The sequence below is a fragment of the Streptomyces sp. XH2 genome, assembly GCF_049725035.1.
GTDB classification, from domain to species: Bacteria; Actinomycetota; Actinomycetes; order Streptomycetales; family Streptomycetaceae; genus Streptomyces; species Streptomyces roseoverticillatus.
Window position 1 is genome coordinate 58,368 of the sequence record NZ_JBMMMZ010000017.1, and the last position, 22,220, is coordinate 80,587.

Consider the following 22,220-nt stretch of genomic DNA (forward strand, 5'->3'; position numbering starts at 1 on the left):
GGCGAGGGTCGCCGGGTACGCGTCCGACGGTGGGCGGCCGCGGGGCCGGCGGGACACGCGTCCCGCCGGCCCGTCGGCATGATCGGCCGTTGTCAGTGGCAGCCGGTAGCCTGCCCGGGCAGGTGAGCGAAGGAGGGCGTCATGCGGGTGCTGGGGGTGGACCCCGGACTGACGCGGTGCGGCGTCGGCGTGGTCGAGGGCACCGCGGGCCGCCCGCTGCGCATGGTCGGGGTCGGCGTGGTCCGCACCCCCGCGGACGCCGAGGTCGCCGACCGCCTCGTCCTCATAGAGCGCGGCATCGAGCAGTGGCTCGACGAGCACCGGCCCGAATACGTCGCCGTCGAGCGCGTCTTCAGCCAGCACAACGTCCGTACGGTCATGGGCACCGCCCAGGCCAGCGCCGTCGCCATGCTCTGCGCCGCCCGCCGCGGCCTGCCCGTCGCCCTGCACACCCCCAGCGAGGTCAAGGCGGCCGTCACCGGCTCCGGCCGGGCCGACAAGGCCCAGGTCGGCTCCATGGTCACCCGCCTCCTGCGGCTCGACGCCCCGCCGAAGCCCGCCGACGCCGCCGATGCCCTGGCCCTGGCCATCTGCCACATCTGGCGCGCCCCGGCGACCGGCCGCCTGCAGCAGCTCGCCGCCGCACAGCGCCGTGCCACCGCTCCCGTACGCCTCCCGAAGGGCACCCGATGATCGCCTTCGTCTCCGGCCCCGTCGCCGCCCTCGCCCCCGACACCGCGGTCGTCGAGGTCGGCGGCATCGGCATGGCCGTCCAGTGCACGCCCGGCACGCTGGCCGGTCTCTGCGTCGGGCAGCAGGCCCGCCTCGCCACTTCCCTCGTCGTCCGCGAGGACTCCCTGACGCTCTACGGCTTCGCCGACGACGACGAGCGCCAGACCTTCGAGCTGCTGCAGACCGCGAGCGGGGTGGGCCCCCGCCTCGCCCAGGCCATGCTCGCCGTCCACACCCCCGACGCCCTCCGGCAGGCCTTCGCCTCGGGCGACGAGAAGGCGCTCACCGCCGTCCCCGGCATCGGCAAGAAGGGCGCGCAGAAGCTGCTCCTGGAGCTGAAGGACCGGCTAGGCAAGCCGGTCGGCTCCGCCGCGGCGGCCCCCGCCCCCGCCGCCGCGGGGTGGCGCGATCAGCTGCAGGCGGCGCTCGTCGGTCTGGGCTACGCCGCCCGCGAGGCGGACGAGGCGGTGGAAGCGGTGGCGCCCCGGGCGGAGGCCGTCCTCGCCGACGGCGGTCAGCCGCAGGTCGGCCAGCTGCTGCGAGCCGCGCTGCAGACGCTGAACCGGGCGCGGTGAGTCATCCGGAGAGCGCCCCCGGCGCTGCGGAACGACTGCCCGCAAACCACCATCCAACCGTGAGGTTCAACCCGTGAACTGGGACGACGAATCCGCATACGCGGAGCCCCCCGCAGGCGACCGCCTCGTCGGCACCGACGCCGACGGCGAGGACCGGGCCGTCGAGGCCGCGCTGCGCCCCAAGGACCTCGGCGAGTTCGTCGGCCAGGAGCGCGTCCGCGAGCAGCTCGACCTCGTCCTCAAGGCCGCCCGCGCCCGCGGCGCCACCGCCGACCACGTGCTGCTCTCCGGCGCCCCCGGGCTCGGCAAGACCACCCTCTCGATGATCATCGCGGCCGAGATGGGCGCCCCCATCCGCATCACCTCCGGCCCCGCCATCCAGCACGCCGGCGACCTCGCCGCGATCCTCTCCTCCCTCACCGAGGGAGAGGTCCTCTTCCTCGACGAGATCCACCGCATGTCGCGGCCCGCCGAGGAGATGCTCTACATGGCCATGGAGGACTTCCGCGTCGACGTGATCGTTGGCAAGGGCCCCGGCGCCACCGCCATCCCCCTGGAACTGCCGCCCTTCACCCTCGTCGGCGCCACCACCAGGGCCGGTCTCCTGCCGCCCCCGCTGCGCGACCGGTTCGGCTTCACCGGGCACATGGAGTTCTACGCCCCCGCCGAGCTGCAGCGCGTGGTGCACCGCTCCGCCCGCCTGCTGGACGTGGAGATAGCGGACCAGGGCGCCGCCGAGATCGCCGGGCGCTCCCGGGGCACCCCCCGCATCGCGAACCGCCTGCTGCGCCGCGTCCGCGACTACGCCCAGGTCAAGGCCGACGGTGTGATCACCCGCGAGATCGCCGCCCAGGCCCTGGACGTCTACGAGGTCGACGCCCGCGGCCTCGACCGCCTCGACCGCGCCGTCCTGACCGCCCTCCTCAAGCTCTTCGGGGGCGGCCCGGTCGGCCTGTCGACGCTGGCCGTGGCCGTCGGCGAGGAGCGCGAGACGGTCGAGGAGGTCGCCGAGCCGTTCCTCGTCCGCGAGGGCCTGCTGGCCCGTACGCCCAGGGGCCGCGTCGCCACCCCCGCCGCGTGGGAGCACCTCGGCCTCGCTCGCGACGCCGGCGCGGCGGGCACCCCGCCCCAGCAGGGCCTCTTCGGCGGGTGACGGCGCGGGGGCTGGTCCGGTCAGGAACCACGGTGCCATGCTGGGCGTTGTTCCATAGGCGCGGACTCGCTTAGACTCCGCCGATGCCGTCCGGAACCGGCACGGCATACCACCCCCGTAGAAGGCCGCCTCCCGCGGTCGTGTGAAGGAAACCCCGTCCCGTGAATATCGTGACTCTCCTGCCGTTCATCGTGCTCATCGGGGCCATGTTCCTGATGACGCGGTCGGCCAAGAACAAGCAGCGCCAGGCGGCGCAGATGCGCGACCAGATGCAGCCGGGCACCGGTGTGCGGACGATCGGCGGCATGTACGCCACCGTCAAGGAGGTCAACGACGACACGGTCCTCCTCGAGGTGGCCCCCGGCGTCCACGCCATCTACGCGAAGAACGCCATCGGCGCCGTCCTGGAGGACGCCGAGTACAACCGCATCGTCCACGGGATCGAGCCGCACGACTCCGAGACCCCTGCCGTCCCGGACGACGCGTCGTCGCTGACCGAGGCCGAGTCCGAGGCTCCGGCCGAGAAGAAGATCGACCTGGGCAAGGGCGAGGCCGCCGAGGCGGAGCAGGCCGCGGAGCCGGAGTCCGGGGACAAGGCCGCGGAGCCGCAGGCCAAGGACGCCAAGGACGCCAAGGGCGCCGAGCGGGACGGCAAGGACGGCGACACCGACGCGAAGTAGTCCATCGGGGAACCGCGGCGCACTGCTCGGTCAGTGCGCCGCGGTTCCCCGACGGTCTAGGCTCCGGCGGGGGGCAGGTCCCCACTACATTCGTGGCCGCCCGGCAACAGCACGGCCCCGGGCGGTTGGACAGGGAGAAACGACAAGGTGGCAGCACCGAAGAAGGGCCGCAGGTCCCCGGGCGGCCAGGGCAGGCCGGGCCGGGTCCTGGCCCTGATCCTGATCGCCATGGTGGCGCTCACCGGGGGGATGTTCGCCTCGGGGCGGACCACGCCGCGGTTGGGCATCGACCTCGCGGGCGGTACCAGCTTCACGCTGGAGGCCAAGAACGAGCCCGGCAAGCCCAACGCGATCAACCCGACCAACATGAACACCGCGGTCGGCATCATCGAGCGGCGTGTCAACGGTCTCGGCGTCACCGAGGCCGAGGTCCAGACGCAGGGCGACAACCACATCATCGTGAACATCCCCAAGGGGACGAACGCGAAGCAGGCCCGCCAGCAGGTCGGCACCACCGCCAAGCTCGGCTTCCGCCCCGTGCTGTCCATGGCCCCCGGCACGAAGACCGAGCCGGCTCCCAACGCGTCCACTCCCGGTAAGGACTCCGGCAAGGACGGGAAGGACAAGGACGGCAAGGCCAAGGACGACAAGAACAAGCCGTCCGGCTCGCCCTCCGCCTCTGCTCCGGCCGGTTCCGGCAGCCCCTCCGCGAGCGCGAGCCCGCGCCAGCAGGGCCGCCCCGTCACCGACGCCGTCAAGGCCGACGCCACCCCGTCCGCCTCGGCCGTCGCCAAGGACGACAAGGCGAAGGACGAGAAGAAGGACGACGCCAAGAAGGACGACAAGGCGAAGGACGACAAGTCCAAGGAGCCCACGCCGTCCCCGGCCGACGCCGCCGCGCTGCAGAAGAAGCTCGACGCCCTGGACTGCACCACCCCCGAAGGCCGTGCCAAGGCCAACGAGGCCGCTGCGGGCGCCAAGGCCACCGACGTCATCGTCGCCTGCAAGAAGGACGGCTCGGCCAAGGAGATCCTCGGCCCGGTGTCGGTCGAGGGCACCAACGTCACCGGCGCCAGCGCCGTCTTCGACAGCCAGCAGGGCCGCGGCTGGCTCGTCCAGCTGAAGTTCGACTCCACCGGCTCCAAGAAGTTCGCCGACGTCACCGGCCAGCTCGCGAGCAAGCAGTCCCCGCAGAACCAGTTCGCGATCGTCCTGGACGGCGAGGTCGTCTCCGACCCGTCCGTCTCCACCTCGATCACCGGCGGCCAGGCGGAGATCTCCGGCGGCTTCACCCAGACCAGCGCCCAGGACCTCGCCAACGTGCTGTCCTACGGCGCCCTGCCGCTCTCCTTCGACGTCGTCACCGAGCAGACCGTCACCGCCGCCCTCGGCGGCGAGCAGCTGCGCGCCGGTCTCCTCGCCGGTGCCATCGGCCTCGCCCTGGTCGTCGTCTACCTCGTGGCGTACTACCGCGGTCTCGCGCTCGTCGCCCTCGCCAGCCTCCTGGTCTCGGCGATCCTCACCTACACGATCATGGTGCTGCTGGGCCAGGCCATCGGCTTCGCGCTGAACCTGCCGGCCGTCTGCGGTGCGATCGTCGCGATCGGCATCACCGCCGACTCCTTCATCGTCTACTTCGAGCGCATCCGCGACGAGATCCGCGAGGGCCGCACGCTGCGCCCGGCGGTCGAGCGGGGCTGGCCGCGCGCCCGCCGCACGATCCTGGTCTCCGACTTCGTGTCGTTCCTCGCCGCCGCGGTGCTCTTCATCGTGACCGTCGGCAAGGTGCAGGGCTTCGCGTTCACGCTCGGCCTGACCACCCTCCTCGACGTCGTCGTGGTCTTCTTCTTCACCAAGCCGCTGATGACGCTCCTGGCCCGCCGCAAGTTCTTCGCGAGCGGTCACCCCTGGTCCGGGCTCGACCCGAAGCGGCTCGGCGCCAGGCCGCCGCTGCGGGCCTCCCGCCGCCGCCCCTCCGCCCCCGTCGACCCGAAGGAGGCGTGAGATGTCCAAGCTCGGCAATCTCGGTGCCCGGCTCTACCGCGGCGAGGTCGGCTACGACTTCGTGGCCAAGCGGAAGATCTGGTACGGCATCTCGATCCTCATCACCATCACGGCCATCGTCGGCTTGGCGGTGCGGGGCCTGAACTTCGGCATCGAGTTCTCCGGCGGCGCGGTCTTCACCACGCCCAGCACCAAGATCTCGGCCGAATCGGCCCGCCTGACCGCGGAGGAGGCCTCCGGCCACACCGCGATCGCCCAGAAGCTCGGCAACGGCCCGCTGCGCATCCAGGTCAGCGACGTCACCACCGAGCAGTCGCGCGCCACCCAGGAAGCCCTGGCCAAGAAGCTCGGCGTCTCCACGGACAAGGTCAACACCGACATCGTCGGCCCGAGCTGGGGCGACCAGATCGCCAACAAGGCGTGGACCGGCCTGGCCGTCTTCATGATCCTCGTGGTGATCTACCTCGCGATCGCCTTCGAGTGGCGGATGGCGCTCGCCGCCCTGGTCGCGCTCATCCACGACCTCACCATCACCGTCGGCGTCTACGCCCTGGTCGGCTTCGAGGTCACCCCGGGCACCGTGATCGGTCTGCTCACCATCCTCGGTTACTCCCTCTACGACACCGTCGTCGTCTTCGACGGCCTGAAGGAGAGCTCGAAGGACATCACCAAGCAGACCCGCTTCACATACAGCGAGATCGCCAACCGCAGCCTCAACGGCACCCTGGTGCGCTCGATCAACACCACCGTGGTGGCGCTGCTGCCGGTCGCCGGCCTGCTGTTCATCGGCGGCGGCTTCCTCGGCGCGGGCATGCTCAACGACATCTCGCTCGCCCTGTTCGTCGGCCTCGCGGCCGGCGCCTACTCCTCGATCTTCATCGCCACCCCGCTGGTCGCCGACTTCAAGGAGCGCGACCCGCAGATGAAGGCCCTCGCCAAGCGGGTGCGCGCCAAGCGCGCCGCCGCGGCCGCGAAGGGCGAGACGGGCGAGGGCGAGCCGAGCGACGCCGTCCCCGGAGCCGAGGAGGACGCCGCCGGTGCCGCCGGTGTGGTCGCCCCCCGCGCCCGCGGCAGCCGCGGCCGTGCCCAGGGGAAGCGCCGATGAGCGCCACCGAGGTCGGCCCGGCCGACGAGAAGCTGCGTGACCTGCTGCTCGCGCACATCCACGATGTGCCCGACTACCCGAAGCCGGGCGTGATGTTCAAGGACATCACCCCGCTGCTCGCCGACGCCACGGCGTTCGCCGCCCTGACCGAAGCCCTGGCGGAGGCGTGCGGGCGCCACGGTGCCACCAAGGTCGTCGGCCTGGAGGCCCGGGGCTTCATCCTCGGCGCCCCGGCCGCCGTCCGCGCCGGGGTCGGCTTCGTGCCCGTGCGCAAGGCGGGCAAGCTCCCCGGAGCCACGCTGGCCCAGGCGTACGAGCTGGAGTACGGCACGGCGGAGATCGAGATGCACGCCGACGCGGTGGGCCCGGGCGACCGCGTCCTCGTCATCGACGACGTGCTGGCCACGGGCGGCACCGCCGAGGCCTCGGTCCGGCTGATCCGCCGGGCCGGCGCCGAGGTGGCCGGCGTCGTCGTGCTCATGGAGCTCGGCTTCCTGCCCGGCCGCGAGCGGCTCTCCGGCGCCCTCGAAGACGCGCCGCTGGAGGCGCTGATCACCGTCTGACCTGCCACGACGCAGCAGGCCCGAGATGCGGATCGGCCCCCGGGGAAGACCCCGGGGGCCGCTTTGCGTTCTGGTGAGCAGAGCCGGGTGCGCGGCGACCCCGCCGCCCGGGCTCGATACCATGGTTGTCCGGACCTGATCGGGGGGCCGGACCCCGCATGAGGAGTGCTCTTGCCAGACGAGGCCCAGCCGCTCACCGCCGCACAGCAGGACAAGCCGTCTCCCGAGGCCGCGGCGGCCACGGGTACGCCCACGGGCCGCCCGCAGAGCGCGCCTGAGTCCACGCCCCGCCCGCCCGCCGGCCCCGGCGCCGGCGGCGGCCCCAAGAGCCCGGTCCCGGCCGTGGCCGGCACGTCACCCGCCCGGCCCACCCCGCCGCCGAGCGCTCCCCGCCCCGGTTCCTCCAGCCGCGTCCGGGCCCGCCTCGCCCGCCTCGGCGTCCAGCGCTCCACCCCGTACAACCCGGTCCTCGAACCGCTCCTGCGCATAGTGCGCGGCAACGACCCCAAGGCCGACGCGACGACGCTCCGCCAGATCGAGCGCGCCTACCAGGTCGCCGAGCGCTGGCACCGCGGCCAGAAGCGCAAGAGCGGCGACCCGTACATCACCCACCCCCTCGCGGTGACCACGATCCTCGCCGAGCTGGGCATGGATCCGGCCACGCTGATGGCCGGCCTCCTGCACGACACCGTCGAGGACACCGAGTACGGCCTGGACGACCTGCGCCGCGACTTCGGCGACCAGGTCGCCCTGCTCGTCGACGGCGTCACCAAGCTGGACCGCGTGCAGTTCGGCGAGGCCGCGCAGGCCGAGACCGTCCGCAAGATGGTCGTCGCCATGGCCAAGGACCCGCGCGTCCTGGTCATCAAGCTCGCCGACCGCCTGCACAACATGCGCACCATGCGCTACCTCAAGCGGGAGAAGCAGGAGAAGAAGGCCCGCGAGACCCTGGAGATCTACGCCCCGCTGGCGCACCGGCTGGGCATGAACACCATCAAGTGGGAGCTGGAGGACCTCGCCTTCGCGATCCTCTACCCCAAGATGTACGACGAGATCGTCCGCCTCGTCGCCGAGCGGGCCCCCAAGCGCGACGAGTACCTCGCGATCGTCACCGACGAGGTCCAGGCCGACCTGCGCGCCGCCCGCATCAAGGCCACCGTCACCGGCCGCCCGAAGCACTACTACAGCGTCTACCAGAAGATGATCGTGCGGGGCCGCGACTTCGCCGAGATCTACGACCTGGTGGGCATCCGCGTCCTCGTCGACACCGTCCGCGACTGCTACGCGGCGCTCGGCACCGTCCACGCCCGGTGGAATCCGGTCCCGGGGCGGTTCAAGGACTACATCGCGATGCCCAAGTTCAACATGTACCAGTCGCTGCACACGACGGTCATAGGCCCCAGCGGCAAGCCCGTCGAGCTGCAGATCCGCACGTTCGACATGCACCGCCGCGCCGAGTACGGCATCGCCGCGCACTGGAAGTACAAGCAGGAGGCCGTCGCCGGCGCCTCCAAGGTGCGCACCGACGTGCCCAAGAACGCCGGCAAGAACCAGGACACCGTCAATGACATGGCCTGGCTGCGGCAGCTGCTCGACTGGCAGAAGGAGACCGAGGACCCGGGCGAGTTCCTGGAGTCCCTGCGCTTCGACCTCTCCCGCAACGAGGTCTTCGTCTTCACCCCCAAGGGCGATGTCATAGCGCTCCCGGCCGGGGCGACCCCGGTCGACTTCGCCTACGCCGTTCACACCGAGGTCGGCCACCGCACGATAGGGGCCAGGGTCAACGGGCGGCTCGTGCCCCTGGAGTCCACCCTCGACAACGGCGACCTGGTCGAGGTCTTCACCTCCAAGGCGCCCGGCGCCGGCCCCTCCCGCGACTGGCTGGGCTTCGTCAAGTCCCCCCGCGCGCGCAACAAGATCCGGGCCTGGTTCTCCAAGGAGCGCCGCGACGAGGCGATCGAGCAGGGCAAGGACGCCATCGCGCGCGCCATGCGCAAGCAGAACCTGCCGATCCAGCGCATCCTCACGGGCGACTCCCTGGTCACCCTCGCGCACGAGATGCGCTACCCCGACATCTCCTCCCTCTACGCCGCCATCGGCGAGGGCCACGTCGCGGCGCAGGGCGTCGTGCAGAAGCTGGTCCAGGCCCTCGGCGGCGAGGACGCGGCGACCGAGGACATCGAGGAGACCGCGCCGATCCGCGGCCGCTCCAAGCGCCGCTCCAGCGCCGACCCCGGCGTGATCGTCAAGGGCGTCGAGGACGTCTGGGTGAAGCTGGCCCGCTGCTGTACGCCGGTGCCGGGCGACCCCATCATCGGCTTCGTCACCCGCGGCAACGGCATCTCGGTGCACCGCGCCGACTGCGTCAACGTCGAGTCGCTCTCGCAGCAGCCCGAACGGATCATCGACGTCGAGTGGGCGCCCACCCAGTCGTCCGTCTTCCTGGTGGCCATCCAGGTCGAGGCGCTGGACCGGTCCCGGCTGCTGTCGGACGTCACGCGCGTCCTGTCCGACCAGCACGTCAACATCCTGTCCGCGGCCGTGCAGACGTCCCGGGACCGGGTGGCCACGTCCCGCTTCACCTTCGAGATGGGCGACCCGAAGCACCTCGGTCACGTCCTGAAGGCCGTACGGGGCGTGGAGGGCGTGTACGACGTCTACCGCGTGACGTCGGCCCGCAGGCCCTGACTTTGCGGCTAAACCGCCGCCGCTTCGCGGAGGTGGCTGATCGCCGCTGTGGTTTCTCAATTAAGGGCTGATGCGACGTGAGGAGGCCCGGTACGGAATCCGTACCGGGCCTCCTCACGCCGTCCGGAACTAGCCGCCGAACTCCTCCAGGCCCTTCAGAGCCTGGTCCAGCAGGGCCTTACGCCCCTCCAGCTCCTGCGAGAGCTTGTTCGCCTTGGCGTCGTTACCCGCGGCACGCGCCTTGTCGACCTGCTCCTGCAGCTTGTCGACGGCCGCCTGCAGCTGGCCGGTCAGCCCCGCCGCACGGGCCCGCGCCTCCGGGTTCGTACGCCGCCACTCGGCCTCCTCGGCCTCCTGGATGGCGCGCTCCACCGCGTGCATCCGGCCCTCGATCTTCGGGCGGGCGTCGCGCGGGACGTGGCCGATGGCCTCCCAGCGCTCGTTGATCGAGCGGAACGCGGCGCGGGCGGCCTTCAGGTCGGTGACGGGCAGCAGCTTCTCGGCCTCGGCCGCGAGCTCCTCCTTGTGCGTCAGGTTGACCTGCTGCTCGGCGTCGCGCTCGGCGAACACCTCGCTGCGCGCCTGGAAGAAGACGTCCTGCGCGCCGCGGAAGCGGCCCCACAGCTCGTCCTCAGCCTCGCGCTGCGCGCGGCCGACGGCCTTCCACTCCGCCATCAGGTCGCGGTAGCGCGCGGCCGTCGGGCCCCAGTCGGTGGACCCGGAGAGCGCCTCGGCCTCGGCGACCAGCTTCTCCTTGGCCTTGCGGGCGTCCTCGCGCTGGGCGTCGAGGGCGGCGAAGTGCGCCTTGCGCCGCTTGGAGAACGCCGAGCGGGCGTGCGAGAAGCGGTGCCACAGCTCGTCGTCGGCCTTGCGGTCCAGCCGCGGCAGGCCCTTCCAGGTGTCGACCAGGGCGCGCAGCCGCTCGCCGGCGGACCGCCACTGCTCGCTCGCCGCCAGCTCCTCGGCCTCGGCGACCAGCGCCTCCTTGGCCGTGCGCGCCTCGTCGGCCTGCTTGGCCTTCGCCGCCTTGCGCTCCTCGCGGCGCGCCTCGACCGTCGCGACGAGCTTGTCGAGCCGGGACCGCAGCGCGTCGAGGTCACCGACGACGTGATGCTCGTCGACCTGCGTGCGCAGGTGGTCGATCGCGGTCATCGCGTCCTTGGCCGACAGGTCGGTGGTCTTGACCCGCTTCTCGAGGAGGCCGATCTCGACGACCAGGCCCTCGTACTTGCGCTCGAAGTAAGCGAGGGCCTCCTCGGGAGACCCGGCCTGCCACGATCCGACGACCTGCTCACCGTCGGCAGTACGCACGTACACGGTCCCCGTCTCGTCGACGCGGCCCCATGGGTCGCTGCTCACAGCGCCTCCTCCACATGATGCCGGGGCCGGCGTGCGGCCCTCGCGCATCGTCCACAGTTGTTCCGGGCAGGGCCGCGCCCTGGCCGGTCCGACGGCTTGATCATCGTCTTGATCATTCGGGTGCGGGTAGCCGCCGGATCAGGCACCCTACACAACGCCAACATAGGCGACCGGCGCCCTGGCTGTCCGTATCCCGCGCGACCGAAATTTCGCTGAGCGGGCAACAACCGGGCGCCGGAGGCCTGATCGGAGCGGTGAGCCCGGCGTTCAGGACTTGGCGACCGCCGCCTTGTCGATGACCACCGTCGCGTTCGGGGCGCCGTCGCCGGCGCCCGACGACTCGCCCGCGTCGGCGATCTTCTTGAGCGTCTTCATGCCCTCGGCGCCGATCGTGCCGAAGGGCGTGTACGTCGGGGGCAGCGGGCTGTCCTGGTAGACGAGGAAGAACTGGCTGCCACCGGTGTGCGGCTGGCCGGTGTTGGCCATCGCGACCGTGCCCGCGGGGTAGACGTTCCCCTTGAGCTTGGAGTCCTTCAGGTTCTCGTCGGGCAGGGTGTAGCCCGGACCGCCGTTGCCCATGCCCTTGGGGTCGCCGCACTGCAGGACGTAGATCCCGCTGGTGGTCAGGCGGTGGCACTTGGTGTGGTCGAAGTAGCCCTCGCCGGCCAGGAAGTTGAAGGAGTTGACCGTGTGCGGGGCGTTCGCCGCGTCGAGCTTGACGTCGATCGTGCCGCACGTCGTCTTCAAGTCCATGGCGTACGCCGCGGACTTGTCGATGCCCATCTCCGGCTCCGACTTCCACGTCTTCGCCGCGGGGGAGCCCGGGGCGGGCTTGGCGCACGGGTCGGGCCCCTTGGAGGGCTTCCCGGAGGTCTCGGGGGCCGCGGCGTCGGTCGTGTCCTTCTTGTCGTCGCCGGACAGCGCGCCCGTGGCGTACGCGGTCACACCCGCGGCCAGCACCACCGCGAGGGCGGCGGCGATCACCGCGTTCCGCCGGCGGGCCTTGCGCCGGGCCTCCTCGCGGCGCTGCTGCTGCCGCTCGAACTTCTCCCGGGCGAGCTGCCGCCGCCGCTGCTCGTTACTGACCACCGGGTCTACTCCTCATACCGACTTGTCCATGTCATGAGCCCTGTGTTGCTGGTGTGCCCGTACCGTATACGGGTTCGCGGCCGCGGAGGTGCCGCCGGTAGGCTCTTGTTCGCGGCCGGTGACCCCCGAGGGGCGTCGCGGCCGCACCGCTGATGAAATTCTGCTGGTCGATCATTAAGGACGAATGTGCTGATTGCCGGGTTCCCCGCCGGGGCCTGGGGGACCAATTGCTATCTGGTCGCCCCTGCCGCGGGCGAGGAGTGCGTGATCATCGACCCGGGCCACCAGGCGGCCCCCGGGGTCGAGGAGGCGCTCAGGAAGCATCGGCTCAAGCCCGTCGCCGTCGTCCTCACCCACGGCCACATCGACCACGTCGCCTCGGTCGTCCCGGTGTGCGGCGCCCACGACGTCCCGGCCTGGATCCACCCCGCCGACCGCTACATGATGAGCGACCCGGAGAAGGCCCTCGGCCGCTCCATCGGGCAGCAGCTCATGGGCGAGCTGACCGTCGGGGAGCCGGACGACGTCAGGGAGCTGACCGACGGCTCCCGCCTCGACCTCGCGGGGCTGGAGTTCACCGTCGCGCACGCGCCCGGCCATACCAAGGGGTCGGTGACCTTCAGGATGCCCGAGACCTCCGACGTGCCGTCGGTGTTCTTCTCGGGCGACCTGCTGTTCGCCGGCTCCATCGGACGCACCGACCTGCCGGGCGGTGATCACGCCGAGATGCTCCGGTCGCTGGCACGCGTGTGCCTGCCCCTGGACGACTCGACCGTGGTCCTCTCCGGCCACGGCCCCCAGACCAGCATCGGCCGCGAGCGCGCCACCAACCCGTACCTGCGGGAAGTGGCGGACACGCTGCGCGGCTCCGGAGGCGGCCCTACCGCCGCTCCGCGAAGAGGAATGTGACGATTTTCCCGTGAGTACGTTCAAGGCCCCCAAGGGCACCTACGACCTCAAGCCCCCCACCTCCGCCGTCTACCTCGCGGTCCGCGAGGCCATCGCCGCCCCGCTCAAGCGGGCCGGCTACGGCTACGTCGAGACCCCCGGCTTCGAGCAGGTCGAGCTGTTCTCCCGCGGTGTCGGCGAGTCGACCGACATCGTGACCAAGGAGATGTACACCCTCACCACGCGCGGCGGCGACCAGCTCGCCCTGCGCCCCGAGGGCACCGCCTCCGTGCTGCGCGCCGCGCTGGAGGGCAACCTCCACAAGGACGGCAACCTGCCCGTCAAGCTCTGGTACTCCGGCTCGTACTACCGCTACGAGCGCCCGCAGAAGGGCCGCTACCGCCACTTCTCGCAGGTCGGCGCGGAGGCCATCGGCGCCGAGGACCCGGCGCTGGACGCCGAGCTGATCATCCTGGCCGTCGACGCGTACAAGTCGCTCGGCCTTGCGAACTTCCGCCTCCTGCTGAACTCCCTCGGCGACAAGGAGTGCCGCCCGGTCTACCGCGCCGCCCTGCAGGACTTCCTGCGCGGCCTGGAGCTGGACGAGGACACCCGCCGGCGCATCGAGATCAACCCGCTGCGCGTCCTGGACGACAAGCGCGAGGACGTCCAGAAGCAGCTCGTCGGCGCCCCGCTCTTCCGCGACCACCTGTGCGAGGCCTGCAAGGCCTACCACGAGCAGGTGCGCGAGCTGCTGACCGCTGCGGGCGTCGAGTTCGAGGACGACCCCAAGCTGGTGCGCGGCCTCGACTACTACACCCGCACCACCTTCGAGTTCGTCCACGACGGCCTCGGCTCGCAGTCCGCGGTCGGCGGCGGCGGCCGCTACGACGGCCTGTCCGAGATGATCGGCGGCCCCGCGCTGCCGTCCGTCGGCTGGGCGCTCGGCGTCGACCGCACGGTGCTCGCCCTGGAGGCCGAGGGCATCTCGCTCGACCTGCCGTCGCCCACCGAGGTCTACGCCGTCCCGCTCGGCGAGGAGGCCCGCAAGGTCCTCTTCGGCCTGGTCACCGAGCTGCGCCGCAGCGGCGTCGCCACCGACTTCGCCTACGGCGGCAAGGGCCTGAAGAACGCGATGAAGTCGGCCAACCGCTCCGGCGCCCGCTTCGCGGTCATCGCCGGCGAGCGCGACCTGGCCGAGGGCAACGTACAGCTCAAGGACCTGGAGAGCGGCGAGCAGAAGGCCGTCGCCCTCGCCGATGTCGTGGGTGAAGTCCTCGCCAAGCAGGGCTGATTGCCACTCTCCTGGTGCAGAATGGGCGCCAGGGACCGACTGATGGGATCAACGCCGCCATGACCACTTCGGCACTGGACCGCTCCGACACCGACGGCGACGAGCGGGACGGCCCCGCGGCCGGCGCCGCGGGCGGCAGCCGCGCGTTCGCGCTGCTGCTGGTCGTCACCGGTGCGCTGGGGCTGCTCGCCGCATGGGTCATCACGATCGACAAGAACAAGATCCTCGAGGCCAAGGCGGTCGGGAAGACCTTCACCCCCGGGTGCAGCCTCAACCCGATCGTCTCCTGCGGCAACATCATGGAGAGCGAGCAGGCCCACGCCTTCGGGTTCCCGAACCCGATGCTGGGGCTCGTCTGCTACGGCGCGATCATCGCGATCGGCCTGGCGCTGCTCTCGGGCGCCCGCTTCCCCCGCTGGTACTGGCTCGGCATGGAGGCCGGCACGCTCTTCGGCGTCGGTTTCGTCACCTGGCTGCAGTACCAGTCGCTGTACGTCATCGGGTCGCTGTGCCTGTGGTGCTGCCTGGCCTGGGTCGCCACGATCTTCATGTTCTGCTACGTCACCGTGCAGAACGTCCGGCACCGCTTCATCCCGGTGCCGGACGGCGTGCGCCGCGCCCTGCTGGAGTTCCACTGGGTCGTGCCCGTCCTGTGGGTCGGCGTCATCGGCATGCTGATCCTCACCCGCTGGTGGGACTTCTGGACGGGCGGCACCGCCTGATCCCCCCGCCCCTCGCGGACCTGGCTTGATCGACGCCGCCGGACCTCTCGGTCCGGCGGCGTTGTCAGTGGGGTGGCTTAGGGTTTCGGACGTGGAGCCCGATCTGTTCACCGCCGCCGCAGAGGACCGCCAGGAGAAAGACCCGGCGAGCAGTCCCCTGGCCGTGCGCATGCGCCCCCGCACGCTCGACGAGGTCGTGGGGCAGGGGCACCTGCTCAAGCCCGGCAGCCCCCTGCGGAGGCTCGTGGGGGAGGGCAGCGGCGGCCCGGCCGGCCCCTCGTCGGTGATCCTCTGGGGCCCGCCCGGCATCGGCAAGACGACCCTCGCGTACGTCGTCAGCCAGGCCACCAACAAGCGCTTCGTGGAGCTCTCCGCGATCACCGCGGGCGTCAAGGAGGTGCGGGCCGTCATCGACGGCGCGCGCCGCGCCTCCGGAGGCTACGGCAAGGAGACGGTGCTCTTCCTGGACGAGATCCACCGCTTCAGCAAGGCCCAGCAGGACTCCCTCCTGCCCGCCGTGGAGAACCGCTGGGTCACCCTCATCGCGGCCACCACCGAGAACCCCTACTTCTCGATCATCTCCCCGCTGCTCTCCCGCTCCCTGCTGCTGACCCTCCAGGCGCTCACCGACGAGGACCTGCGGGCTCTGCTGCACCGCGCCCTCACCGACGAGCGAGGGCTCGGCGGCGCGGTGACCCTGCCCGCGGACGCCGAGGCGCACCTGCTGCGGATCGCCGGGGGCGACGCCCGGCGCGCCCTCACCGCGCTGGAGGCGGGCGCCGGCTCGGCCATAGCCAAGGGCGAGGCCGAGATCACCCTGGAGACGCTGGAGGAGTCCGTCGACCGGGCGGCCGTGAAGTACGACCGTGACGGCGATCAGCACTACGACGTCGCGAGCGCCCTGATCAAGTCGATCCGCGGCTCCGACGTGGACGCCACGCTGCACTATCTGGCCCGCATGATCGAGGCGGGCGAGGACCCGCGGTTCATCGCGCGGCGCCTGATGATCTCCGCGAGCGAGGACATCGGCCTGGCCGATCCCACGGCCCTGCAGACGGCGGTCGCCGGGGCGCAGGCCGTCGCGCTGATCGGCTTCCCCGAGGCGCGGATCACGCTGAGCCAGGTGGCGATCGCGCTGGCCCTGGCTCCGAAGTCCAATGCCGCGTACCTCGCCATCGACGCCGCCCTCGCAGACGTACGGGCGGGCCTCGCGGGGCCCGTGCCGCCGCATCTGCGGGACGGCCACTACAAGGGCGCGGAGAAGCTGGGGCACGCGCAGGGCTATCTGTACCCGCACGATCTGCCCGGCGGCATTGCGGCGCAGCAGTACGCCCCCGACGCGGTCCGGGGCAAGCAGTACTACTCACCCACGCGGTACGGGGCGGAGGCCCGCTACGCGGATGTGGTGGAAAGGGTGCGGTCCCGCTTGCGCGGGGACCAGGAGGGCTGACCCGGGTTCGGCACCTCCGGTCACCTCCGGTGGGGGTCGGGCGCCGTCGCGGCGGGATGAGAGCTGTCGGCAGCTCCGGGGTTTTCTCCCGCCGCAACGGCGAGACGTCGCACGTACCCGTCCGGCGGTGCCGGGCCCCGCTCAGCCGGCGGCCGTCAATCCGCTGCCGCCTCGAAGAGCGTGTGCATCGCCCGGCGCAAGCCGACCACGTCACGGACCGGGTCCGGGAACTCGAACCGTGCGTCGAAGGACCGGTCCGCCGGCGACCCGCTGCCCGCACGGGTGAACCGCACCCGCAGCCCGAAGCGGTCCAGCGCCAGCGGCACCGCCCGGTCGCCCGCCCGCCGCACGTCCTCGGCCCGCTCGCCGAGGAGCGAGTACAGTCCGAGCACCTGGTCGCCGTGGCCCGAGTGCAGGTGCTGCAGCAGCTCGGCCTCGTGGGCGACGAGCGGGTCCGGCTGGGCCCGCGCGAAGTCCTCGGGCTCGACGTCCTCCGCGCCCCACAGGTCGTCCACGCTCGCCTCGCCGATCTCCAGGCGCACCATCATGCGGCCGGGCTCGGTCACGCCGGGGACGCAGGTGATCCAGCCGGAGACCCAGGCCCGGCCGCGGATGCGGTTGGGCACGGAGACCGGCGCCACGTCGGTGAGCTCCAGGACGGCGGACAGCTCGTCGTCCTGCGCGTGGGTCGCGGCGCGCACGACCGGGCTGTCCGCGGGGAAGACCAGGAAGACCTCGCCGTCGGGGCCGGTGCTGCGCGCCTCGGGCATCAGCTGGTCGGGGCGGGTGGCGGCGGCCCCGGGAACGAGCAGCACCGCGGAGCATGTACTCTGTACGAGAGTTCGTGTGCGCTCGGCTGCTGACGGCATCCGCGCGATTTCAAGTCCGCTGGGACGCGGCTGACCACGATCTGATCGGACCTCCGTCACGTCGGCGCCATCAAGAGCGCCGGTCTTCTGCGTGCTGTCCGTGATGTGACTGGTGTTCCCCGGGCGAGACATGCGATCTCCTTGAGTAAGGTAAGCCTAACCTAACCTATTTCGGAGGTCTGGAGAACGTGCCTAACCAGTCGCGTCCCAAGGTCAAGAAGTCTCGTGCGCTCGGCATCGCGCTGACCCCGAAGGCTGTCAAGTACTTCGAGGCCCGCCCCTACCCGCCGGGTGAGCACGGCCGTGGCCGCAAGCAGAACAGCGACTACAAGGTCCGTCTGCTCGAGAAGCAGCGTCTGCGCGCCCAGTACGACATCAGCGAGCGCCAGATGGTCCGCGCCTACGACCGCGCCCGCAAGGCCGAGGGCAAGACCGGCGAGGCCCTGGTGGTCGAGCTCGAGCGCCGCCTCGACGCCCTCGTCCTGCGTTCGGGCATCGCCCGCACCATCTACCAGGCCCGCCAGATGGTCGTCCACGGCCACATCGAGGTCAACGGTGGCAAGGTCGACAAGCCGTCCTTCCGCGTCGCCCCGAACGACGTCGTGATGGTCCGCGAGCGCAGCCGCAGCAAGCCGCTGTTCGAGACCTCCCGCGCCGGTGGCTTCGCCGCCGAGGGTGAGACCCCGCGCTACCTGCAGGTCAACCTGGGCGCCCTGGCCTTCCGCCTGGACCGCCTGCCCAACCGCAAGGAAGTTCCGGTCATCTGCGACGAGCAGCTCGTCGTCGAGTACTACGCCCGCTAAGCCCGGCGTAGGAGACTCTCCTTCCGCCCAGCCCGTCGTTCCGCCGGCCCTCGTGGCCGCGGCCCGGCGGGCTGGCGCGTTTCCGGGCCCCGGCGCTCGCACATCCGTGCCGTACGGACCGGTAATGCGGTACGGGCGCGGAGGCCCGGCGCGATAAGGTCGGTATCCGAGCAGCAAAAGACAACAGCTAGGGAGCGGTGCAGCGTGTCCGGTGGAGAGGTGGCCGGGATCCTCGTGGCCGTCTTCTGGGCCATTCTGGTGTCTTTCATCGCCCTGGTGCTGGTGCGGCTCGCGCAGACGCTCAAGGCGGCCACCAAGCTGGTCGCCGACGTCACCGAGCAGGCCGTGCCGCTCCTCGCCGACGCCTCGGCGACCGTCCGCTCCGCGCACACCCAGCTCGCCCGCGTCGACTCGATCGCCGCGGACGTCCAAGAGGTCACGGCGAACGCCTCGGCGCTCTCCTCGACCGTCTCCTCCGCCTTCGGCGGCCCGCTGGTCAAGGTCGCCGCCTTCGGCTACGGCGTCCGCCGGGCGATGGGCCGCAAGGCCGCTCCCGAGCCGAAGGGCTCCGTCTTCGTCGGCAAGGCCGTCGGCAGCCCGCTGCCGTCCGCCCGCGCCGGCCGCCGCCGCACCCGTGGGAAGGGTTGACCCCAGGAATGTTCCGCCGCACCTTCTGGTTCACGACCGGTGTAGCAGCCGGTGTCTGGGCCACCACCAAGGTCAACCGGAAGCTCGCCAAGCTCACCCCGGAGAGCCTGGCCCTGCAGGCCGCGGACCGCGCGGTCATCGCCGGGCGCAAGGTCAAGCTCTTCGCGCTGGACGTCCGTGACGGCATGGCGCACCGGGAAGCGGCGCTCAAGGACGCGCTCGGCCTCACGGCCGCGCCGCCCGCCCCCGAGCACCGCGCGCTCCCCGGGCAGCGTCACCTCGTCGCGATCGACCCGCAGCACACCTACCACTCGTTCACCCGGAAAGAGGACCACTGATGGAGTCGGCTGAAATCCGCAGGCGCTGGCTGCGCTTCTTCGAGGAGCGTGGGCACACCGTCGTGCCGTCGGCGTCGCTCATCGCGGACGACCCGACCCTGCTCCTGGTCCCCGCGGGCATGGTCCCCTTCAAGCCGTACTTCCTCGGCGAGGTCAAGCCGCCCTTCCCGCGCGCCACGAGCGTGCAGAAGTGCGTCCGCACGCCGGACATCGAGGAGGTCGGCAAGACCACCCGGCACGGCACGTTCTTCCAGATGTGCGGCAACTTCTCCTTCGGCGACTACTTCAAGGAAGGCGCCATCAAGCTCGCCTGGGAGCTGCTCACGACTCCCGTGGCGGACGGCGGCTACGGCCTGGAGCCGGAGAAGCTGTGGATCACCGTCTACCTCGAGGACGACGAGGCCGAGCGCATCTGGCGCGACGTCGTCGGCGTGCCCGCGGAGCGGATCCAGCGACTGGGCAAGAAGGACAACTACTGGTCCATGGGCGTTCCCGGCCCGTGCGGCCCCTGCTCCGAGATCAACTACGACCGGGGCCCGGAGTTCGGCGCCGAGGGCGGCCCGGCCGTCAACGACGAGCGCTACGTGGAGATCTGGAACCTGGTCTTCATGCAGTACGAGCGCGGTGCCGGCGACGGCAAGGAGGACTTCCCGATCCTCGGGGAGCTGCCGTCGAAGAACATCGACACCGGTCTCGGCCTCGAGCGCCTCGCCATGATCCTGCAGGGCGTGCAGAACATGTACGAGACCGACACCCTGCGCGTCGTCATGGACAAGGCCACCGAGCTCACCGGTGTCCGCTACGGCGCCGCCCACGACACCGACGTCTCGCTGCGCGTGGTCGCCGACCACATGCGCACGTCCACGATGCTCATCGGTGACGGCGTCACCCCCGGCAACGAGGGCCGCGGCTACGTCCTGCGCCGCATCATGCGCCGAGCCATCCGCAACATGCGCCTGATGGGCGCCACCGGCCCCGTCGTGGCCGAGCTGCTCGACGTCGTCATCAAGACGATGGGCCAGCAGTACCCGGAGCTGGAGACCGACCGCAAGCGCATCGAGACGGTCGCCCTCGCCGAGGAGGCCGCCTTCCTCAAGACGCTCAAGGCCGGCACCAACATCCTCGACACCGCCGTGACGGAGACCAAGGCCGCCGGCGGCAAGGTCCTGGCCGGCGACAAGGCGTTCCTGCTCCACGACACCTGGGGCTTCCCGATCGACCTCACCCTGGAGATGGCCGCCGAGCAGGGCCTCTCCGTGGACGAGGACGGCTTCCGCCGCCTGATGAAGGAGCAGCGGGAGCGCGCCAAGGCCGACGCCAAGGCCAAGAAGACCGGCCACGCCGACCTGTCCGCCTACCGCGAGGTCGCCGACACCTCCGGCGAGACCGACTTCACCGGCTACACCCTCACCGAGAACGAGTCCACGATCGTGGGCCTCCTCGTCGACGGCCTGCCCTCGCCGGCCGCCACCGAGGGCGACGAGGTCGAGGTCGTCCTGGACCGCACCCCCTTCTACGCCGAGGGCGGCGGCCAGCTCGCCGACACCGGCCGCATCAAGCTCGACACCGGTGCCGTGATCGAGATCCGCGACGTGCAGAAGCCCGTCCCGGGCGTGCACGTGCACAAGGGCGTCGTCCAGGTCGGCGAGGTCACCGTGGGCGCCTCCGCCTACGCCTCGATCGACGTCAAGCGCCGCCGTGCCATCGCCCGCGCCCACTCGGCCACCCACCTCACCCACCAGGCCCTGCGCGACGCGCTCGGCCCGACGGCCGCCCAGGCCGGCTCGGAGAACTCGCCGGGCCGCTTCCGCTTCGACTTCGGCTCGCCGGCCGCCGTTCCCGGCACCGTGCTGACCGACGTCGAGCAGCGCATCAACGAGGTCCTCTCCCGGGAGCTCGAGGTGCAGGCCGAGATCATGAGCCTGGACGAGGCCAAGAAGTCCGGCGCCATCGCCGAGTTCGGCGAGAAGTACGGCGAGCGCGTCCGCGTCGTCACCATCGGCGACTTCTCCAAGGAGCTGTGCGGCGGCACGCACGTCGGCAACACCGCCCAGCTGGGTCTGGTGAAGCTGCTGGGCGAGTCGTCCATCGGCTCGGGCGTGCGCCGTGTCGAGGCCCTCGTCGGCGTCGACGCCTACAACTTCCTGGCCAAGGAGCACACGGTCGTCGCCCAGCTCCAGGAGCTCGTCAAGGGCCGCCCGGAGGAGCTGCCGGAGAAGATCTCCGGGATGCTCGCCAAGCTCAAGGACGCCGAGAAGGAGATCGAGCGCTTCCGCGCCGAGAAGGTCCTGCAGGCCGCCGCGGGCCTGGCCGAGGGCGCCAAGGACGTGCACGGCACGGCCCTGGTCACCGGCCGCGTCCCGGACGGCACCGGCGCCGACGACCTGCGCAAGCTCGTCCTCGACGTGCGCAGCCGCATCCAGGGCGGCCGCGCCGCCGTGGTGGCCCTGTTCACGGTGGCGGGCGGCCGCCCGCTGACGGTCATCGCCACCAACGAGGCCGCCCGCGAGCGCGGTCTCAAGGCCGGCGACCTGGTCCGTACGGCCGCCAAGACCCTCGGCGGCGGCGGTGGCGGCAAGCCGGACGTCGCCCAGGGCGGCGGCCAGAACCCCGAGGCCGTCGACGAGGCCATGGCCGCCGTCGAGCGCCTCGTGGCCGAGGCGGCCTGATCCCCGTGCGCCGAGGAAGACGCATCTCCGTCGACGTCGGGGACGCCCGGATCGGGGTCGCCTCGTGCGACCCCGACGGGATCCTGGCCACTCCGGTGGAGACGGTGCCCGGCCGTGACATCCCCAAGGCCCACAAGCGGCTCGTGGAGATCGTCGCGGAGTACGAGCCGATCGAGGTCGTCGTGGGCCTGCCCCGTTCCCTCAAAGGAGGGGAGGGGCCGGCCGCGGCCAAGGTCCGCACCTTCGCCAAGGAGATGGCCCGCCGCGTGGCGCCCGTCCCGGTGCGCCTCGTCGACGAGCGCATGACGACGGTGACGGCCACGCAGGGGCTGCGCGCCTCGGGCGTCAGCTCGAAGAAGGGCCGGTCCGTGGTGGACCAGGCGGCCGCGGTCGTCATCCTGCAGAACGCCCTGGAGACCGAGAAGGTCTCCGGGAGGCCCCCGGGCGAGACCGTCGAAGTGGTCATCTGATCGCAGTACGGTAACGTTCCGCGCTGAACAAGGCAGCCGCCCGGCTGACGTCTCCGACGACGGCCGGGCGACTGGGAACCGCGCTCCTCGGAGCGCCCACCTGCTGCCGCTGCGCGGCTCT

20 protein-coding genes are annotated in these 22,220 nt (G+C 71.5%); 17 read left to right on the forward strand and 3 right to left on the reverse strand.

Annotated elements, in window-relative coordinates; genetic code table 11:
* Window positions 1-141 precede the first annotated feature (141 nt).
* From ruvC to ACOTKD_RS31760, 8 genes are all read left to right on the forward strand, one after another.
* On the forward strand, window positions 142-693 hold the full coding sequence (ruvC, locus tag ACOTKD_RS31725) for a crossover junction endodeoxyribonuclease RuvC (RefSeq protein ID WP_424892458.1): 552 nt from the start codon (window positions 142-144) through the stop codon (window positions 691-693).
* Window positions 690-1,307, forward strand: a complete 618-nt coding sequence (gene ruvA / locus ACOTKD_RS31730) for a Holliday junction branch migration protein RuvA (RefSeq protein WP_424892459.1) — start codon at window positions 690-692, stop codon at window positions 1,305-1,307. Before ruvC ends, ruvA begins: the two co-directional genes overlap by 4 nt.
* Window positions 1,308-1,380: 73 nt before the next feature.
* Window positions 1,381-2,460, forward strand: a complete 1,080-nt coding sequence (ruvB, locus tag ACOTKD_RS31735) for a Holliday junction branch migration DNA helicase RuvB (RefSeq protein ID WP_424892460.1) — start codon at window positions 1,381-1,383, stop codon at window positions 2,458-2,460.
* A 161-nt stretch (window positions 2,461-2,621) separates the two neighbouring features.
* Window positions 2,622-3,140 carry a preprotein translocase subunit YajC gene (gene yajC, locus ACOTKD_RS31740; protein ID WP_424892461.1) on the forward strand — a complete coding sequence of 173 codons (519 nt, stop codon included), beginning with the start codon at window positions 2,622-2,624 and terminating at the stop codon, window positions 3,138-3,140.
* A 147-nt stretch (window positions 3,141-3,287) separates the two neighbouring features.
* The gene (gene secD / locus ACOTKD_RS31745) at window positions 3,288-5,144 is read left to right on the forward strand and encodes a protein translocase subunit SecD (protein ID WP_424892462.1); all 1,857 of its coding nucleotides are present in this window, start codon (window positions 3,288-3,290) and stop codon (window positions 5,142-5,144) included.
* A gap of 1 nt (window position 5,145) precedes the next feature.
* Window positions 5,146-6,249 (forward strand): protein translocase subunit SecF, encoded by a 1,104-nt coding sequence (gene secF, locus ACOTKD_RS31750; protein WP_424892463.1) that lies wholly within the window; start codon window positions 5,146-5,148, stop codon window positions 6,247-6,249.
* The gene (locus ACOTKD_RS31755) at window positions 6,246-6,812 is read left to right on the forward strand and encodes an adenine phosphoribosyltransferase (RefSeq protein WP_424892464.1); all 567 of its coding nucleotides are present in this window, start codon (window positions 6,246-6,248) and stop codon (window positions 6,810-6,812) included. The genes secF and ACOTKD_RS31755 overlap by 4 nt, the downstream gene beginning before the upstream one ends.
* Before the next feature lie 171 nt (window positions 6,813-6,983).
* A complete protein-coding gene (locus ACOTKD_RS31760) occupies window positions 6,984-9,500 on the forward strand; it encodes a RelA/SpoT family protein (protein ID WP_424892465.1) in 2,517 nt (838 codons plus the stop codon).
* Window positions 9,501-9,629: 129 nt separating this feature from the next.
* Here ACOTKD_RS31760 and ACOTKD_RS31765 read toward each other — a convergent pair whose 3' ends face one another.
* Together ACOTKD_RS31765 and ACOTKD_RS31770 are read right to left on the reverse strand one after the other, a co-directional pair.
* A complete protein-coding gene (locus ACOTKD_RS31765; protein ID WP_424892466.1) occupies window positions 9,630-10,859 on the reverse strand; it encodes a DUF349 domain-containing protein in 1,230 nt (409 codons plus the stop codon).
* Between the two features lie 267 nt (window positions 10,860-11,126).
* Window positions 11,127-11,948 (reverse strand): peptidylprolyl isomerase, encoded by an 822-nt coding sequence (locus ACOTKD_RS31770; protein WP_424892467.1) that lies wholly within the window; start codon window positions 11,946-11,948, stop codon window positions 11,127-11,129.
* A 186-nt stretch (window positions 11,949-12,134) separates the two neighbouring features.
* Here ACOTKD_RS31770 and ACOTKD_RS31775 point away from each other — a divergent pair, with 186 nt between their 5' ends.
* The 4 genes from ACOTKD_RS31775 (at window position 12,135) to ACOTKD_RS31790 (ending at window position 16,302) form a co-directional block, all read left to right on the forward strand.
* On the forward strand, window positions 12,135-12,857 hold the full coding sequence (locus ACOTKD_RS31775) for an MBL fold metallo-hydrolase (protein WP_302859667.1): 723 nt from the start codon (window positions 12,135-12,137) through the stop codon (window positions 12,855-12,857).
* 10 nt (window positions 12,858-12,867) lie between these two features.
* Window positions 12,868-14,130: a histidine--tRNA ligase gene (hisS, locus tag ACOTKD_RS31780; RefSeq protein ID WP_424892468.1), complete on the forward strand. Its 1,263-nt coding sequence runs from the start codon at window positions 12,868-12,870 to the stop codon at window positions 14,128-14,130.
* A 59-nt stretch (window positions 14,131-14,189) separates the two neighbouring features.
* Complete coding sequence (locus ACOTKD_RS31785; protein WP_424892469.1) at window positions 14,190-14,852, forward strand: vitamin K epoxide reductase family protein; 663 nt, start codon at window positions 14,190-14,192, stop codon at window positions 14,850-14,852.
* Window positions 14,853-14,943: 91 nt separating this feature from the next.
* Window positions 14,944-16,302, forward strand: coding sequence for a replication-associated recombination protein A (locus ACOTKD_RS31790; RefSeq protein WP_424892470.1), 1,359 nt, complete (start codon window positions 14,944-14,946; stop codon window positions 16,300-16,302).
* Between the two features lie 155 nt (window positions 16,303-16,457).
* Here ACOTKD_RS31790 and ACOTKD_RS31795 read toward each other — a convergent pair whose 3' ends face one another.
* Window positions 16,458-17,171 carry a DUF2470 domain-containing protein gene (locus ACOTKD_RS31795; RefSeq protein ID WP_424892471.1) on the reverse strand — a complete coding sequence of 238 codons (714 nt, stop codon included), beginning with the start codon at window positions 17,169-17,171 and terminating at the stop codon, window positions 16,458-16,460.
* A gap of 188 nt (window positions 17,172-17,359) precedes the next feature.
* Between ACOTKD_RS31795 and rpsD the strand changes: the two genes are divergently transcribed.
* The 5 genes from rpsD to ruvX all read left to right on the forward strand — a co-directional run bounded on the left by rpsD (window position 17,360) and on the right by ruvX (window position 22,099).
* Entirely contained in the window at window positions 17,360-17,974 is a 615-nt protein-coding gene (gene rpsD, locus ACOTKD_RS31800; protein ID WP_030365314.1) for a 30S ribosomal protein S4, read from the forward strand.
* Window positions 17,975-18,178: 204 nt separating this feature from the next.
* Entirely contained in the window at window positions 18,179-18,622 is a 444-nt protein-coding gene (locus tag ACOTKD_RS31805) for a DUF948 domain-containing protein (protein ID WP_359107754.1), read from the forward strand.
* An 8-nt stretch (window positions 18,623-18,630) separates the two neighbouring features.
* Window positions 18,631-18,960: a DUF6167 family protein gene (locus tag ACOTKD_RS31810; RefSeq protein ID WP_030365316.1), complete on the forward strand. Its 330-nt coding sequence runs from the start codon at window positions 18,631-18,633 to the stop codon at window positions 18,958-18,960.
* A complete protein-coding gene (gene alaS / locus ACOTKD_RS31815; protein WP_424892472.1) occupies window positions 18,960-21,629 on the forward strand; it encodes an alanine--tRNA ligase in 2,670 nt (889 codons plus the stop codon). The genes ACOTKD_RS31810 and alaS overlap by 1 nt, the downstream gene beginning before the upstream one ends.
* Window positions 21,630-21,634: 5 nt before the next feature.
* Window positions 21,635-22,099, forward strand: a complete 465-nt coding sequence (ruvX, locus tag ACOTKD_RS31820) for a Holliday junction resolvase RuvX (RefSeq protein ID WP_043188057.1) — start codon at window positions 21,635-21,637, stop codon at window positions 22,097-22,099.
* Window positions 22,100-22,220 lie beyond the last annotated feature (121 nt).

Coding starts and splice junctions, on each gene's coding strand:
- ruvC (WP_424892458.1), top strand. CDS start 142: ATGCGGGTGCTGGGGGTGGACCCCGGACTGACGCGGTGCGGCGTCGGC.
- ruvA (WP_424892459.1), top strand. CDS start 690: ATGATCGCCTTCGTCTCCGGCCCCGTCGCCGCCCTCGCCCCCGACACC.
- secF (WP_424892463.1), top strand. CDS start 5,146: ATGTCCAAGCTCGGCAATCTCGGTGCCCGGCTCTACCGCGGCGAGGTC.
- ACOTKD_RS31755 (WP_424892464.1), top strand. CDS start 6,246: ATGAGCGCCACCGAGGTCGGCCCGGCCGACGAGAAGCTGCGTGACCTG.
- ACOTKD_RS31785 (WP_424892469.1), top strand. CDS start 14,190: ATGACCACTTCGGCACTGGACCGCTCCGACACCGACGGCGACGAGCGG.
- ACOTKD_RS31795 (WP_424892471.1), bottom strand. CDS start 17,171: ATGCCGTCAGCAGCCGAGCGCACACGAACTCTCGTACAGAGTACATGC.
- ACOTKD_RS31810 (WP_030365316.1), top strand. CDS start 18,631: ATGTTCCGCCGCACCTTCTGGTTCACGACCGGTGTAGCAGCCGGTGTC.
- alaS (WP_424892472.1), top strand. CDS start 18,960: ATGGAGTCGGCTGAAATCCGCAGGCGCTGGCTGCGCTTCTTCGAGGAG.